The organism is Salmonella sp. 2018103, assembly GCF_026247685.1.
Lineage (GTDB): Bacteria > Pseudomonadota > Gammaproteobacteria > Enterobacterales > Enterobacteriaceae > Salmonella > Salmonella enterica.
The window spans coordinates 18,640-34,670 of record NZ_CP111029.1 but is presented as its reverse complement, the minus strand read 5'-3'; the positions used below and the strand labels follow the sequence as shown (position 1 = coordinate 34,670).

Below are 16,031 nucleotides of genomic sequence, written 5' to 3'. Positions count from 1 at the left end.
CAGGCGTGCCCTTCTATTCACTACGTCTTATAAATGGGTCTGAATACGTACTTTTCAAGTATTTTAATCCGACTTTTTTTTGCAGTTTATTGGCTATTGCATAGACTGGTTGGGACAGCACTGATTGTTAAAGTGCGATTACTGCCACAGTGCCGCGTACTGGTGATGTTATTTTTAGCAACGGATCGCTATAACTCATCATGCAAATAACGACAACCAACAGATGAATGAGTGATGATAAAAAACGTGTTGTTAACGCTGATAATATGGAATGGGATGCTTTTATTAGGCGGTTGTTCAAGCGTCATGTCGCACACCGGCGGTAAAGAGGGTACTTATCCTGGCACGCGCGCCAGCGCTACGATGATCGGTAACGATGAGACAAACTGGGGCACCAAATCGTTGGCCATCCTGGATATGCCGTTTACCGCCGTGATGGATACGATCCTTCTGCCGTGGGACATCTTCCGCAAAGACAGTTCGGTAAGATCGCGCGTAGAGAAAAGCGAGGAGGAGACGAAAATGACCAATGCCGTCATCCCCCCGGCGAAGATGCCTCCTCCCTGATTTATCGCCCGGTTTCCGTCACCCATAGCTGACGGAACCCTTTCACCTCTTCCATCCATGCGACGTGTCGCCCATCCGGTGAAAAAACGACGGCGTCCGCAGACGGCGGGTTGTCGTGCCTGGCGGTTAAGAAGTCGATCCTCCCACTTTGTGCGTCGCAGCAGGCAATCCGGTTTTCCAGCACCAATCCCAGCCATTTACCCGACGGATGCCAGTTAAACGCTGACTGTACGCCGGTCGCATGATGCGTTAACTGCCGGGGCTCGCCTCCCTGCGGCGATATCAGCCACAGTTGCGCTACGCCGTTATCGTCCCGCATCAAAAAGGCGATCGCCGTCGCCTGCGGATTACTGCGGACCCAGTGGCGTGGTTCGTTAGTGAGCCCAGGGTAAACACGCTGGTGAGTAAAGGTAAGACGCCGCTGAACTACGCCCAACGGCGGCGATGGCATCGTTGATTCGGTTCCCGTCAGCGGCGTGTCGCCTGCCTGTTTCCAGCCGTTTTCATGACACGGTAAATCGACAATAAACAGCTCCGGGACTTTTTTGCCCGTCAGCGACAGCGTATCGCCAATAAAGGCGATCTGGCGGTTGCCCACCCAGCCCTCTTCATAGGCGCGGTTAATGTCATCGCTGCCAGGTCTCGGCGCAGGCGTCGTGCGGCTAACCAGTACGCACCAGTAGCTACCGCTGTATTCGCGCGGATGCTGAACCGGCACCGTAACCGGCCCATACGGCACGGCCACGCCGACATTACGCAGATCCAGCGCCGGATCTCGCTCATGCAGAACGTGGTCATTATAGGTAAAACTCACCAGCTCGCCGTTCGGGCTAAATACATGGACGTGGCTGCCGCCGCGCAGCGCGCCGGGAGTATACGGCGCAGTAATATCCATCGCATCGAGGTTAGTCACGCCTCCCGGCGTTGCAATAACGCCCCGACGGTGGTGAAAATCGTAATGCCACGTCTCATCAGGGTTTTCAGGGCCATGAATAAACACATAGTGATTGTCGGCAGGATGCACCGTCACCACACCGACATGCGCGCCCTGCACGGCGCGATAAATCACCTCCACGTCGCCGGTATGCACATTGACACGCTCAATAGTCTTGCCCGTAAATGACGCGCCTGAAGGCCGCACATCAAAGACCAGCCACTGGCTGTCAGGTGTCCAGGTATTGGTGTTGGTAAGCTGGTGATGGCGCGGCGTAAAGGTGATTTGTTTCATGGGATGTCCTGATAAGAGACGATGCTCGCCATCATACTTCACACGGGCTTTACTTTCAGGCTTTAGCGTATCGTTGAGATAGCCAGGCCCGGTGGCGCCACGCCACCGGGCCGTCAGGGTCTTATTTCTCCTGCGCCAGCCGGATACTGCGCTCTATCACCGCCCGCCGGGCGTCACCCGCCGGCAGCAGCTTCAGCATCATCTCCCAGGCCGCCACCGCCTCATCAAAGCGCTGCTGCTCAAAGGCGCTGAACGCATACAGGCTTAACACCCGGATATCCGTGTGGTCGCGGCTCACCAGCCGGCGCAGCAGCTCCCCGCCGCGGCGGTTATCCTCCGGGTCGGACGAGCGCGTCAGCGCCTCCGCGTAGCCCAGCGCCGCATCGCTGTTTTTCGGGTCCAGACGGTACGCGTTCGCATACGCCCCGGTGGCGGTACCGGCATTACCCAGTACCATACCGATGCGCCCCAGCATGAGCCAGCCCTCAACATTGCCGGCATCATTCTGCAGGCGGGTGCGCAGCCCCAGCGCCAGCCGCGCCATCTCCTCTTCATTCAGCGGCTGCGCCTGCGGGTCCAGCGCCCGCGCCAGCAGCCCGGGCGTCTGCGCCGTCGCCTGCTGCCAGGCCCTGACCGGATAGCTGCCGGTCAGGGCGTAGCTGCCGGCGCCGACCGCCAGCGCAATGACGGCCCCTGGCACGTAAACGCCCCACCCGGCGCGCGCGCCGCAAACCGGGGTGTCCGCCGGCAGCGGCTCCCGGCGCAGGCGCACCCGCCGGCGCGTGCGGGCAACGATTATCCACCCGCCCGCCACGATGGCGGCCAGCGGCAGCACCCACAGCAGCACCGTCAGCGGGGTCAGCGGCGGGTCGTAGGTGACAAAGTGGCCGTAGCGCGCCACCATGTAATCGATGATTTCCTGGCGGCTCCTCCCCTCCTGCATCAGGTCATACACCCTGCGGCGCATGTCGGTGGCTATCATCGCGTTCGAGTCCGCAATGCTGTTGTTCTGGCATTTCGGGCAGCGCAGCTGCTCCGTGAGCTGGCGGAACTGCTGCTCCTGCGCTTCATCTTTAAACGGCATCACGTCGGTGGTCGCCCGCGCTGACCCGGAGATAACCAGCGCCAGCATCAGCATCACCATGCCCGGTAACAGTCGTCTCATTGCGCCGCCTCCCGGCTGTATCTGTCCCACAGCGGTTTCAGTTCACTTTCCCATACCCGGGCATTCAAATCGCCCGCATGGCGGTAGCGGATAATTCCCCTGCCGTCGATGAGGAAGGTTTCCGGCGCGCCGTACACGCCCAGGTCCAGCCCCAGCATCCCGTCGCTGTCCGATAAACTCAGCGCATACGGGTTGCCCAGTTCCTTTAACCAGGCCACCGCCTTCGCCCGGTCGTCCTTATAGTTCAGCCCGACCACCCGGATACCCTGCGCGGCCAGCCGGTTCAGGTACTGATGCTCGGCGCGGCAGGTCGGGCACCAGGTGGCCCAGACGTTAAGCAGCACCGGTTTCCCCTGCGTCAGCACCTCCGCCTGGTAGTACTGACCCGGCGTCTCCAGCGATTCCAGGCGGAACGCCGGCACCGGCTTTCCGGTCAGTGCCGATTCGAGATTCGTCGGGTCATCCCCCTGCGCGTTGCGCGCCAGCTGCCACAGCAGCGCCGCGGCAATCAGCAGAAAAATCAGCAGCGGTAATAACAGTACGTTGCGTTTCATCCGGCCTCCGGCAATGGTTTACGGCGGCGGTAGCGCGGGTCCGCCAGGCACAGCAGCCCGCCCAGCGCCATCAGCAGCCCCCCGGCCCATATCCAGCGGACAAACGGTTTGTAGTACAGGCGCACGGCCCACGCGCCGTTGTCCAGCTCCTCCCCGAGCGCGGCGTACAGGTCGCGGGTCAGCCCGCCGTCAATCGCCGCCTCGGTCATCACCATCCGGCTGGTGTTGTAGAGCCGTTTCTCCGCGTGCAGCACCGCCTCCGGCTCGCCGTGGCGCGTCACCCCGATGAGGGCCACCCCGCCACGGTAGTTGGGGCCGGTGATGTCCCGCACCTCCCGGAAGGTGAAGCGGTAGTCGTGAATGGTCACGCTGTCGCCCGCCCGCATCCGCACGTCACGCTCCACGCTGTAATTCTGGCTGAAGGCGATGCCGGTAATCGTCACCGCCAGCCCGAGGTGCGCCGCCACCATTCCCAGGTAGCTGAGGGAAATCCTGGCGCCGCGGGACACGCGCTGTACGGCTTCGGCCACCGCCAGCACCGCAATCCAGCAGGCCATCGCCATCCCGGCCACCGCCATGGCGGCGATGCGGTCCTGCAACAGCCACGGCAGCAGTACCGACAGCGCCAGGGTGGAGACCAGGGCGGTGAGCAGCAGTTTCCTGATGTTACGCGGCCGGTCCCGGCCCCAGCGCACCAGCGGCCCCACCCCCAGCAGCAGGGCAAAGGGGACCATCAGCCAGGTGAACATGGTGTTAAAGAACGGCTCCCCCACCGAAATGCTGCCCAGCCCCAGCTGTTTGTGCACCAGCGGCAGCAGGGTGCCCAGCAGCACCACCAGCATGGCGGCCATCAGCAGGACGTTGTTGCCGAGCAGCAGCGACTCGCGCGACCACAGCGTGTTGTTCACCCGCGAACGCACCCTGTGCCCGCGCACGGCGAACAGCAGCAGCGAGCCGCCGGTGACCAGCACCATAAAGGCGAGGATAAACATCCCGCGCGCCGGGTCGGAGGCGAAGGCGTGCACCGACACCAGCACCCCGGAGCGCACCAGGAAGGTGCCCAGCAGGCACAGCGAGAAGGCGCAGATGGACAGCAGCAGGGTCCACGCCCTGAAGCCGGCGCGCTGTTCCGTGACCGCCAGCGAGTGCAGCAGGGCGGTGCCCGCCAGCCACGGCATAAAGGAGGCGTTCTCCACCGGGTCCCAGAACCACCAGCCGCCCCAGCCCAGCTCGTAGTAGGCCCACGCCGAGCCGAGCACGATGCCCAGCGTCAGGAACACCCACGCCGCCAGCGTCCACGGGCGGGCAAAACGGGTGAACGCGCTGTCCAGACGCCCGCTCAGCAGCGCGGCGATGGCGAAGGCGAAGGCCACCGAGAAGCCGACATAGCCCATGTACAGCAGCGGCGGGTGGAAAATCAGCCCCGGGTCCTGCAGCAGCGGATTCAGGTCGCGCCCCTCCACCGGAAAGGCCGGCAGCGTGCGGGCGAACGGGCCGGAGGTGAACAGGATGAACGCCAGAAAACCGGCGCAGACCATCCCCATCACCGCCAGCACCCGGGCGACGATATCCGCCGGCACCGGCCGGCTGAACACCGCCACCGCCAGGGTCCAGCCGCTCATCAGCAGCACCCACAGCAGCAGCGAGCCCTCGTGCGCTCCCCAGGTGGCGGCCACCCGGTACCACACCGGCAGCTGCGTGTTCGAGTTGCCGGCGACATAGGCCACGGTGAAGTCGTTAACCACAAAGGCGTGCACCAGCACGAAAAACGCGCCCGCCACGCAGATGAACAGCAGCCAGGCGAACACCCCGGCCGACGCCATCATCCGCGCGTCGCCGCGCGCCACGCCCCACAGCGGGTAAACGGACAGCAGCAGCGCCACGCCGAGCGCCAGGCACAGCAGCGCGTGGCCGTATTCAGGCATCATGATGAGGTGTCCTTATCAGCGCGTTGCGGGCGGCGGTGGTTTTCCTGCATTGCCTTTTCCACTTCCGGCGGGGTGTAGTTCTCGTCATGCTTGGCCAGCACCTCCTGCGCCAGGACGTGGTTGCCCTTCTCCAGGGTGCCCTGCACCACCACCCCCTGCCCCTCGCGGAACAGGTCCGGCAGTATCCCCTCATAGCTCACCGTCACCGACCCTTCGGCGTCGTAGAGGCTGAAGTTCACCTTCAGCGAGTCCGGGTCGCGCCTGACGCTGCCGGGCATCACCATCCCGCCGACGCGCAGGCGCTGGCCCGCCGCAGGCAGCTGCTGCGTCTCGCGCTTGCCGTAGAGAATTTCGCCGGGGGTATAGAACAGGTCGATATTCGCGCGCAGCGCGTACAGGACCAGGGCGGTGGTCAGCCCCAGGCCCGCCAGCACCGCGCAGACCACCCATAGCCGGTTTTTACGTCGCAGGTTCACGCGGCCTCCTGTTGCGCCTGTGCGGCACGCATCCGCGCCTCGCGCGCCCGCTGCTGCGCCACGCCGCGCAGAATGGCCCGGCGCTGCAGCACCGTGTGCAGCGCCAGCAGCGCCAGCGGCGCCACGGTCATCGCCACCGCCAGCCAGACAAAAAAGGCGTACCCGCCCATGGCGAAAAAATCGCTCCACGATGAAAATGCCGGACTCACCGGTGCCCCCTTTTCAGTATCAGTTCGCTCACCCACGGGCGGCGTTTTTCCATCAGTAAAATCAGGTTGCGCATCCGCATCAGCGCCAGCGTCATAAAGAGCAGCAGGTAGCCGGCGATGGCCCAGCGCAGCGGCGAGCGCATCGCCGGGTCGATGCTCTGCTGCATCTGCGTCGAGCCCTGGTGCAGGGTGTTCCACCACTCGACGGAATAGTGGATAACCGGCAGGTTCACCACGCCGACCAGCACCAGAATGCCCGCCGCGCGCCCGGCCATTTTACGGTCGTCAAAGGCGTGCCACAGGGCGATGACCCCGGCGTAGAGAAACAGCAGCACCAGCTCCGAGGTCAGGCGCGCGTCCCACACCCACCAGGTGCCCCACATCGGTTTGCCCCACGCCGCGCCGGTGACCAGCGCGATGAAGGTGTACACCGCCCCCACCGGCGCCATCGCCGCGACGGCAAGGCTGGCCATTTTCATCTGCCAGACCAGCCCGGTAAACGCCGCCACCGCCATCGCCGCATAGATACCCATTGACCAGATGGCCGCCGGGACATGCAGGTACATAATGCGGTAGCCCTCCCCCTGCTGGTAGTCCGCCGGGGCGAAACCAAAGCCCCGGACCCAGCCGGTGGCCAGCGCGATGATGCCGGCCGCCGCCAGCCACGGCACGAGCCTGCCGCAAATCTGATACAGCCGGGGCGGCGCCGCCAGCTGATGAAGGGTTTTCCACATAGTCGTCACCTGACCTCCTGAAACCAGTAAAATGTCCGTCGCGCCGGGGCGCTACTGCACGCTGAGGCGCAGCGCCGCCGCGGTGGCGAACGGGCTTAACGTCGCGCTGCCCGCCAGCAGCGCCCCCAGCACCGCCAGATAGCCGTCAGCGGGTAAATGCATCGATGCCGCGTCCATCGCCGCAGCGGCGAAAATCAGCACCGGGACACTCAGCGGCAGCACCAGAATGCCCAGCAGGACGCCGCCGCGCCGCAGGCCGGCCGTCAGCCCGACGCCCGGCGCGGCGAGAAACCCCAGCGCCGGCGTGCCGAGCAGCAGCGTCAGCGCCATGATTTTCCAGCCGTACACGTCCATCCCCAGCAGCAGCGCCACCAGCGGGGAGAGCATAATCAGCGGCAGGCCGGTCACCGCCCAGTGGGCCAGCACCTTCGCCAGCACCACCGCCGGCAGCGGCACCGGCAGCAGCATCAGCTGCTCCAGGCTGCCGTCCTGCAGGTCGTCGCGAAACAGCCGCTCCAGCGCCAGCAGCGAGGCCAGCAGCGCCGCCACCTGGATAATGCCCGGCGCGATACGCGCCAGCAGCTGCGGCTGCGGCCCGACGCTTAACGGAAACAGGGTAATGACCATCAGGAAGAACCACAGCGGGCCGGCGATGTCCGCGCCGTGGCGGAACGCCACGCGCAGCTCGAGACAGAAGACACGCCACATCACAGCCCTGCCTCCCCGCCGGTCAGCGCCAGGCGGCGGACGGTATCCGCGGCCCCCGGCAGCGGCTGGTGGGTGGTGAGAATGACCATCCCGCCCTGCGCCGTGTGCGCCGCCATCCGCCGGGTGAGGCGCGCCACGCCGTTAACGTCAATGGCGGTGAACGGCTCGTCGAGCACCCACAGCGCGGCGCGGGTCAGCCACAGGCGGGCCAGCGCCACCCGGCGCTGCTGCCCGGCCGAGAGCCGGGCGACCGGCACGTCCTCAAATCCCGCCAGCCCGGCCTGCGCCAGCGCCTCCGGGAGGCGCGCGCCGTCGCCGGGGTGGAAGAAGTGCAGGTTCTCCCGCGCCGTCAGGCGGGTTTTTATCCCCGGCTGGTGCCCTATCCACAGCAGGCCGGAATGGAAGCTGTCGCGCACGCGGCGCAGGGGTTCGCCCTGCCAGTACACCTCGCCGCCGTCCGGGCGCGCCAGCCCGGTCAGCAGGCGCAGCAGGGTGGTTTTTCCCGCGCCGTTGCCGCCGGTGACCTGCACCCACTCCCCGGCGTCCACGGTGAACGACAGCCCGCGAAACAGCGTCCTCTCGTCCCGCTCGCAGTACAGATCTCTGGCTTCAAGCATCATTGTCATTGCGCATATTCAGGTTGATATGGCGTATAAACACCGGTCAGGCTTTCCAGGAAGGCGACGATATCGTCAATATCGTTTTGCGGCAGATCGGTGCCAACCTGGTAACGCAGCATCAGTTTTACCGCGCCATCCAGCGTCGGTACGTCGCCCCGATGGAAATAAGGCGCCGTTAACGCGACGTTGCGTAAGCCCGGGACTTTTTGCCGTAATTTATCGCGAACCTCTTTGGTGACGTTCATACGACCAATATCCGCTGCGGTAATTTCGCCAAAATTAAAGTCTCGCTTTAATCCCAATGGTTCAAAAGAGCGCCCGCCTAAAATGATACCGCCGTGACAGGTTGCACATTTATTCTCTTTAAATAATTGATAACCGTGTTTCTGTTGCGCGGTCAGCGCATTTTCATCTCCACGTAGCCATTTATCAAAGGCGGAATCCGGCGTTATCAACGTTTTTTCGAATTCGGCGATCGCATCAGTAATATTTTCCCCGGTAAATCCTTGCGGATAAACCGCCTGGAAATCTTTTTTCAGGACAGGATCTTTATCAAGCTTGCTAATAATTTCATCCCAGGATTTAGAGGCCATTTCGATAGGATTTAACGGCGGTCCGCCTGCTTGCTCCTGCAGGGTTGCAGCACGACCATCCCAAAATTGTTCGATATTAAATACGGAGTTGAATACCGTCGGCGCATTTATTGGTCCTACCGCACCGCCAACGCCAATTGAGGTTTTTCTGCCATCGACACCGCCCGCATTTAACGCGTGACAATGCGCACAGGATATTGTGCTGTCGCCGGATAAACGTTCATCATGATAAAGGCGGAAACCTAAGTCGACTTTTTTCGCATCGACGGGAATATTGCGCGGAATAGGCTGAACGGGTTCATTCCGGTGCGCGGCGTCGGTATCGGCGCTGGCATAGTTGCGCTCACGTTGATCGGCTATCCAGTTCAGGATGTCAGTACGCTCTTTATCGCTGACGCCCCCCGCCCAGTGCAGCGCGACATAGCGGGTTGGCGGCATAGTCTGATGTTGCATAACCCATTCAATTTTATTCAGTTCGTTTTGCGGCACCGGCGTATCCGCAATCAGGGCGGCCCGTACCGCCTCCAGGTTAAACGATTTGTAGCCGAGCTGGATATCGTAATCCATTAGCTGCTTTGCCACCGGAAAAGAGGAATAAAAAGGTAATTCAGCGGAAGGCGTATGACAATAATCACATCCTTTCTCCCTGAAATAACCCAGTATTTTATTATTTTCACCCACAACCGAGGCCTGTACATCGCTTTTTTTACTGCGCTGTTTGTCGTAATACCATACATACCCGGACAAACCTAAATAACATAACAGCCCAACGGTGATAACCGTTGTCGCATAGAGGGTAATTTTTTTCATATCACTATCCTTATGGGGTATTGCGGCATGATTAATTAAATTTTATTTTTTTACTCATGAGGCCCGTCAATACTAAATACAAACCCATCATGGATATTGATTGGTATCAATAATTACAATTGGCTAAACCTATAGATATGATAACCCCCGACTATCGTAAGATTTATTTTGCGATGCCCGTCACAGGGTTTATTCAGCCGCAACAATGGATAAATCCTCTTTTCCGTCATCAAAACGAACGATAGCCAACAATAATTGACTTAACGCAGCATAAAAGCCATATGGATCATGCTTAAGGCAATTATTCGTAAATTCCGGAAGCCATTCCAGTAATGACGACAATGTTTTCTGGCGTAATTTATTCATTCTCCGTTGTTGGAACGATTCACCCAATGAAAAATGTAAATGGCTGAGTAACTCCAGATAAATCGCAAGGTGGTCGGTCGGCTCTTTAAAATCGTCGTTGACTTCCATCCCGGCTTCAAGCAATAAATGTTTAATCATGCCGGGTTCCTGCTGCGGGTATTGCGAGGCGTAGGGCAAGGCCGATTTTTTATCCGTCATCAGGAACAATCCGCAAAAATCTGCGGCCAGCTCCAGCTGCGCATCCTGGCGCAGGCTAAGCGCGGCAATTTTTTGTTCGAGTAACGCCACCGACGCCGCCAGCGCAGGCTGACGCTTTAACAGCGCCAGCCAGTCCGCGATCTCCGCGGACTGTAATTGTATTAACCCTTCATCATCCACTTCCCGGAAAAAGAGTAACGCCAGCCATGCATATACGCAGGCGTACTGTTCCTGAGCAAGCGCTGGCTGCTTAATCATGCGGATTCCCCTGCGATGCGGGTACATATTCACACTGCGCGACCATCTCGACCGGACCGTTAAACGCCGTGACGTTATCAATAGGGCCGGTATATTTTTCAATTTCCACCAGCGTCGTATGCGCGCTGGTCGCCTGCGCGAGCTGTGATGTACCGATATCCAGCGTTAATACGTTAGGGTTGCCGTACTTACACAACGCATTGATGTCGCCGCCTTTATCAGGATCGTACCAGGCGCCTTCATGAATTCGCGCCACGCCAGGCGCATAGCGATCGGAAACCACCGCCCCCGCCAGTACCTGCCCGCGTGCATTGAATACCCGCACGATGTCACCGTTGCGGATCCCGCGCGCGCTGGCATCCTGTGGGTTAATAAAGACCGGTTCCTTGCCGCCAACGGCATATTGCTGACGCAGCGTTTCCGACTCGCACAGTTGGGAATGCAGACGGAAATCAGGGTGGACGGATTGTAAGTGCAGCGGCCAGCGCTGCGATCCCGGCCCGCCATGCGAGCGTTCGATTTTTTCGAACCACATGGGATGGCCCTGACAATCGTCGTATTGCATGTCGGCGATCGTTTTGGAGTAAATCTCGATCAAACCGCTTGGCGTGCCCAACGGCTCCAGGTCCGGATCTTCACGGAAAGCCTGATGGCGCACAAACATCTGCGGATGATCAAACTCGATGTACTCCTGTTGATTCCAGAACACCTCGAAAGTCGGTAAGTGGATACCGCGACCTTTTCCCTGCTGGCTCCCTTCCTGCCAGATGCGTTTCAGCCAGCCCATTTCATCAAGACCTTCCGTGAATGCCGCTTCACGGTTAAAGCGTCGGCAGAGATCGCGGAAAATATCAAAGTCGTTACGCGCTTCAAACTGCGGCGACACCACCTGTTTCATGGCGATAATGCCGCGGTTAGAGTGGTTGCCGAACTGATCGAGGTCGTTACGCTCAAATTGGGTGGTAGCCGGCAAAACGATATCCGCAAAGCGGCAGGTCGACGTCCACTGGTTATCAATAGCGATGACCGTTTCCAGCTTGCGCCACCCTTCAATTATGCGGTTAATTTGTTGGTGTCGGTGGAACGGGTTGGTCCCGGCGAACACGCACATCTTCAGCGGCGGTAATTTAACCGATTTGCCGTTCCAGTTAATGACCTTGCCCGGTTCAAGAATGGCATCCATAAAACGCGCAATAGGAATGGTGCTGCTGTAGCCTTTGTAATCCGTGCTGTCGTGTACTGGCGGAACGGTCGTCGAACCGGAAAAGCCGCTTAAAATGATCCCTTTACGACCAGGCGTCCCGGCGCCGTTGTAGTGCCAGCCAAAACCAAAGCCGCCGCCCGGTAAACCAATCTGTCCCAGCATTGCCGCCAGCACGACGACCATCCATGACCACTGTTCGCCATGCTGCATACGTTGCACGCACCAGCCAGCGATGATTTGCGTTCTGTCGCCCGCCATCTGCCGCGCCAACGCGCGGATGGTGTCGGCGTCAATACCGCACAGTTTTTCCGCCCAGGCGGCATCTTTGGGCTGTCCATCTTTTTCGCCCAGCAAATAGGGGAGGAACTGGTCAAAACCGACGCAGTAGTTATCGAGGAAATTTTTATCGTACAGTTTCTCACTGTACAGGGTATGCGCCAGCGCCAGTTGTAACGGGACATCCGTCTGCGGGTTAATGGCGATATGTTTGACCTTATCGCGCCCCAGATAATCGTGCGTGGAGGTAACAACCGGGTCGATGCTGATGACCGAGATAGCACCGCTGGCAACCTTCTCTTTTAATTGTTCATAGTACTGATAGACATCGTGATCCGGGCACCACCAGTTTGCCTGCTGGTTTTTCACCATATCAGAACCCCATAGCACAATCGTTTTACTGTTCTGTAAAACCAGAGGCCATGACGTTTGCTGCTCGTACACTTCCATTGAACCCACCACGCGCGGCAGAATCACCTGCGCCGCGCCGGTCGAATAGTCCCCTCCCGTGCTAACGCTATTGCCATGTAGCGCAATCGCGCGCGCCAGCATCCCGGAGGCGTTATGGAACATGCCGGTAGATTGCCAGCCGCTCGCCGTCAGTAACGCGCTCGGCCCGTAGGTTTTTTGCACCCGCTCCAGTTCCTGATAGAACAGATCCAGCGCTTCATCCCAGGAGACGCGCACAAAACGATTATCGCCGCGCTGCGAGGTGTCACTTTGATGACCTTTGCGCATCCAGTCGACGCGCACCATCGGATAGCGAATACGCGCCGCGTTGTGGACGTGATCGGGCAGACCGGCGATCATTTTGGACGGGTATTTATCCTGTTCAAACGGTTTTGCCGCCACAAATCGACCGTCAACCACCGTGGCGCGAATCGCCCCCCAGTGAGAACCGGTAAGGATACCCTCTTTCGTCGCGGCGCCTGGCGCAACGGCATCCGCTGCGCGGGCGCTACGGGGCGTCAGCAGTGACGGCCCCAGCATTCCTGCCACCGTCAAACCGCCAAGCTGCGCCAGAAAACGTCGACGAGAGACGTGTAGCGTGTCCTTATTTTTCATTGTGTTCTCCCTTATCGCTGTGCGGCGTGTTGGTGGTATCAGACGCATTCATCTGGAGATATTTCAACAAGGTACGTTCTTCACGCTTATCCAGACTGGTGAAACCGATCATGCCGTTGAGCGTGCCGATCCAGCCGTTAGCGTCAAAGTGCGCTTTGTCCGGCGCGCCGTGACACTGATTACAGGTGCCGTTATAGAGGGAATCGGCATAGGCCCAAATCGGTTTAATGTCATTTACCATGTCGCCTTTTTGCATCCACGCAGTTGCCTGTAATTTGCTCCACTGAGTATTGGTCGCCGCGACGGTGGTCTCTTCCAGCGTTTTCACATGCTGTTGCACATCGCCGCGAATCGAGGCGACAAAAATACGTTTACCGGGCAGCTGCGTCAGTACGCGCTGACGACCGTCCGTCTCCGTCCAGCCTTCGATTTGCACTTGCAGCCAGTCACCGTCCCGTTTAAGGACTTTCACTTCAGAAGCAGGTAACAGCGAACCTGCCGGTTCTTTATCGCCTTTAGCGGCGTAAATCGGCTTGATATCCAGCGAATAGAGCGTATCGCCGTCATTATGCGTACTGGCGCTGGCGCGCAGTTCATCAAACTGTTTGCGGAAACCGCTGCTCATATCCGGTAGCTGGTGGGCAATCCCTTTATGGCAGTCGATGCAGGATTGATTTTCTTTCGCGGCGATTTCCATTTGCCGCGCCGCTTCCGGGTTCTGTTTCGCGTGATCCATCGCATCGTAGTTATGGCAGGAACGACAGGTCGCGGAGTTATTCTCTTTCATGCGCGCCCATTCACGCTCGGCAAGCTCGGCACGTTTGGCTTCAAATTTTTCCGGGGTATCAATCGAGTGGGCGATAAATGTCTGGTAAAGATCGTTGCTGGCTTCCAGCTTACGTTTCACCATGCCTGGAATATCAGGGGGGATATGGCAATCGTGGCATTCCGCGCGTACGCCGGAAGCGTTCTGGAAATGTACGGACTGTTTATATTCCTGATACACCGGCTGCATACTATGGCAGCTGACGCAAAACTCTGTCGTACTGGTCAGTTTGATACCGACGTGAGGTAACACGATCAGCGCAACGCCGATCACAATCCCGACAATGACCAGCGCCAGTATCGACCAACGGGCGCTTGGCCTGAGTAGCGCTCTCCAGAGTTTTCGCATAATAGCCCCTGTAATTATATGGTTTAATGCGCAGATCTTATTCCGCAAATATGAACAGCGTCACTGGTCAGGATGAACGGGATACGGCAATATATGAACAGATATGAACAGAAAGAGACCGCGCGCAGGATGTCACATCACATTGTTATTGTTGAGGATGAACCTGTTACTCAGGCCAGATTACAGGCCTATTTTGAGCAGGAGGGGTATCGCGTTTCGGTGACCGACAGCGGCGCGGGCCTGCGCGACATCATGGAGCATGAGCACGTTTCGCTGATCCTGCTGGATATCAACCTCCCCGATGAAAACGGGTTGATGCTGACCAGGGCGCTACGAGAACGCTCCACGGTGGGCATTATTCTGGTGACGGGGCGTTGCGACCAAATCGACCGCATCGTCGGGCTGGAGATGGGCGCGGACGACTACGTCACCAAGCCGCTGGAACTGCGCGAGCTGGTAGTGCGGGTGAAAAATCTTTTGTGGCGCATCGATCTGGCCCGCCCCTCGCCGCAAAATGCCAGTGAAAACTGCTATATGTTTTCCGGTTACTGCCTGAACGTGATGAATCACACGCTGGAGCACAACGGTGAAGCCATTAAGCTTACGCGCGCGGAGTACGAGTTACTGCTGGCCTTTGTGACCAACCCAGGCAAAGTGCTGCATCGTGAACGCCTGCTGCGAATGCTTTCCGCCCGCCGCGTAGAGACTCCGGATCTCCGCACGATTGATGTCCTGGTTCGCCGCTTACGTCATAAAATTACGCCGGAACTGCTGGTCACACAGCATGGCGAAGGCTACTTTTTAGCCTCGGAGGTGTATTGATACAGATAGACGGGCCGAAATCCCGGAGGCGATAGCGAACGGCGAACGCGCGCGCTGTCAGCGTTGTTATGCGTCAAAATAAGCACCGGCGGGCTGATATTTTCAGGCACCGGTTGTCCCTGTAAGACCTTAATCGACTGCGTTATCGCTAATTCTCCCTGCCAGGCCATCTGATCGCTGAGCGCCATCAGGATATGGCCGCGTTTTAAACCGCGATAAACCTGATGCGTCAGATAAAATGAGACGATCGTGAGCGGAGTCGTCAAATTTCGCCCTTCGCCCATCGCCGCCTCCGCCGCTATCGCCGACCCGGCGACCACATTGGCGTCCGGATGGCGCTCCAGCATTTCCTGGAGTAAGTTTCGCTGCACTTCAATGTCGTTATCGCCCCAGGCGATATCCACAATGTTGATCGCGCTGCCTTTAATTGCCTGGCGAAAACCCGCCACCATATCCTGACTGCCGCCGGCTTCTTCCGGCCCCGGGAAGAGTAAAACGTTAAGCGCTTTTCCTTTGCTCCACTGCACTAGGAAACGTCCCGGCAGATACCCCATCTGAAACCACGGCAGACCAACGCGGGTTGCGACGCTGGCATCGTGAATCATGTTCACCAGTTCAATAACCGGCACATTACCGGCAAACCGTTCCAGCTCCGGGAAACGATCGGTACTGCTGCCAAGCAGAATAGCGTCGGCACCCCACTCCCGGCACTGCATCATTTGCTGTTGTTGCGTCGCCAGTTGCCGATAGCCATTCGCTTCCAGCACTTTTAAATCAACGCCATACAATTTGGCCGCTTTTTGCATCCCGTAGTTGACGGACAACCAGTAAGAATCTTTCAGGCTGGGGTATAATGCGCACAGTTTCCAGGGTTTACTCGCATTGACTGACGTTTGCCGCCAGGGAATCGCCCGATCGGCGCGCGTCCAGTGTAGCAGTCCGGTTTCGGCTGACGCCGTTTCTACATTCGAGACGATGATTATCAAAAAAAAGAACGAAATAAGCGCGCGCATGATAGCCCCACCAGCAACAAGGTTTTATCCTAATGGTTTTTCCGGCGGCAACTCAACCCATTT

General features: G+C 59.0%; 16 protein-coding genes. 2 read left to right on the top strand and 14 right to left on the bottom strand.

Annotated features, from left to right (window positions below; all coding sequences use genetic code 11):
* Positions 1-234 precede the first annotated feature (234 nt).
* Entirely contained in the window at positions 235-567 is a 333-nt protein-coding gene (locus tag OLG56_RS00150; RefSeq protein ID WP_001543704.1) for a YceK/YidQ family lipoprotein, read from the top strand.
* A gap of 1 nt (position 568) precedes the next feature.
* On the opposite strand, the gene OLG56_RS00145 is transcribed toward OLG56_RS00150, so the two are convergent.
* The 13 genes from OLG56_RS00145 to torC all read right to left on the bottom strand — a co-directional run bounded on the left by OLG56_RS00145 (position 569) and on the right by torC (position 14,133).
* Complete coding sequence (locus OLG56_RS00145; protein WP_000809945.1) at positions 569-1,795, bottom strand: YidR family protein; 1,227 nt, start codon at positions 1,793-1,795, stop codon at positions 569-571.
* A 121-nt stretch (positions 1,796-1,916) separates the two neighbouring features.
* Complete coding sequence (locus tag OLG56_RS00140; protein WP_266027416.1) at positions 1,917-2,960, bottom strand: cytochrome c-type biogenesis protein CcmH; 1,044 nt, start codon at positions 2,958-2,960, stop codon at positions 1,917-1,919.
* Complete coding sequence (dsbE, locus tag OLG56_RS00135; protein WP_000828299.1) at positions 2,957-3,514, bottom strand: thiol:disulfide interchange protein DsbE; 558 nt, start codon at positions 3,512-3,514, stop codon at positions 2,957-2,959. Before dsbE ends, OLG56_RS00140 begins: the two co-directional genes overlap by 4 nt.
* Positions 3,511-5,442 carry a heme lyase CcmF/NrfE family subunit gene (locus OLG56_RS00130; protein WP_061377491.1) on the bottom strand — a complete coding sequence of 644 codons (1,932 nt, stop codon included), beginning with the start codon at positions 5,440-5,442 and terminating at the stop codon, positions 3,511-3,513. The genes dsbE and OLG56_RS00130 overlap by 4 nt, the downstream gene beginning before the upstream one ends.
* Positions 5,439-5,918 (bottom strand): cytochrome c maturation protein CcmE, encoded by a 480-nt coding sequence (ccmE, locus tag OLG56_RS00125; RefSeq protein WP_001053619.1) that lies wholly within the window; start codon positions 5,916-5,918, stop codon positions 5,439-5,441. The genes OLG56_RS00130 and ccmE overlap by 4 nt, the downstream gene beginning before the upstream one ends.
* Positions 5,915-6,127 (bottom strand): heme exporter protein CcmD, encoded by a 213-nt coding sequence (gene ccmD / locus OLG56_RS00120; protein WP_000074110.1) that lies wholly within the window; start codon positions 6,125-6,127, stop codon positions 5,915-5,917. The genes ccmE and ccmD overlap by 4 nt, the downstream gene beginning before the upstream one ends.
* Positions 6,124-6,861: a heme ABC transporter permease gene (locus OLG56_RS00115; RefSeq protein WP_000265994.1), complete on the bottom strand. Its 738-nt coding sequence runs from the start codon at positions 6,859-6,861 to the stop codon at positions 6,124-6,126. The genes ccmD and OLG56_RS00115 overlap by 4 nt, the downstream gene beginning before the upstream one ends.
* A 51-nt stretch (positions 6,862-6,912) precedes the next feature.
* Positions 6,913-7,572: a heme exporter protein CcmB gene (ccmB, locus tag OLG56_RS00110; protein WP_000990033.1), complete on the bottom strand. Its 660-nt coding sequence runs from the start codon at positions 7,570-7,572 to the stop codon at positions 6,913-6,915.
* Positions 7,569-8,186 carry a cytochrome c biogenesis heme-transporting ATPase CcmA gene (ccmA, locus tag OLG56_RS00105; protein ID WP_000888532.1) on the bottom strand — a complete coding sequence of 206 codons (618 nt, stop codon included), beginning with the start codon at positions 8,184-8,186 and terminating at the stop codon, positions 7,569-7,571. The genes ccmB and ccmA overlap by 4 nt, the downstream gene beginning before the upstream one ends.
* 5 nt (positions 8,187-8,191) lie before the next feature.
* Positions 8,192-9,592 carry a cytochrome-c peroxidase gene (locus OLG56_RS00100; RefSeq protein WP_000724461.1) on the bottom strand — a complete coding sequence of 467 codons (1,401 nt, stop codon included), beginning with the start codon at positions 9,590-9,592 and terminating at the stop codon, positions 8,192-8,194.
* 189 nt (positions 9,593-9,781) lie between these two features.
* A complete protein-coding gene (torD, locus tag OLG56_RS00095; protein WP_000595421.1) occupies positions 9,782-10,414 on the bottom strand; it encodes a molecular chaperone TorD in 633 nt (210 codons plus the stop codon).
* On the bottom strand, positions 10,407-12,959 hold the full coding sequence (gene torA / locus OLG56_RS00090) for a trimethylamine-N-oxide reductase TorA (RefSeq protein WP_001621068.1): 2,553 nt from the start codon (positions 12,957-12,959) through the stop codon (positions 10,407-10,409). Before torA ends, torD begins: the two co-directional genes overlap by 8 nt.
* Positions 12,949-14,133, bottom strand: coding sequence for a pentaheme c-type cytochrome TorC (gene torC, locus OLG56_RS00085; protein WP_061377467.1), 1,185 nt, complete (start codon positions 14,131-14,133; stop codon positions 12,949-12,951). Before torC ends, torA begins: the two co-directional genes overlap by 11 nt.
* A 129-nt stretch (positions 14,134-14,262) precedes the next feature.
* On the opposite strand from torC, the gene torR reads away from it, so the two are divergent.
* The gene (torR, locus tag OLG56_RS00080) at positions 14,263-14,955 is read left to right on the top strand and encodes a two-component system response regulator TorR (protein ID WP_023136815.1); all 693 of its coding nucleotides are present in this window, start codon (positions 14,263-14,265) and stop codon (positions 14,953-14,955) included.
* On the opposite strand, the gene torT is transcribed toward torR, so the two are convergent.
* Complete coding sequence (gene torT / locus OLG56_RS00075) at positions 14,928-15,968, bottom strand: TMAO reductase system periplasmic protein TorT (protein ID WP_061377468.1); 1,041 nt, start codon at positions 15,966-15,968, stop codon at positions 14,928-14,930. The genes torR and torT overlap by 28 nt on opposite strands.
* Positions 15,969-16,031 lie beyond the last annotated feature (63 nt).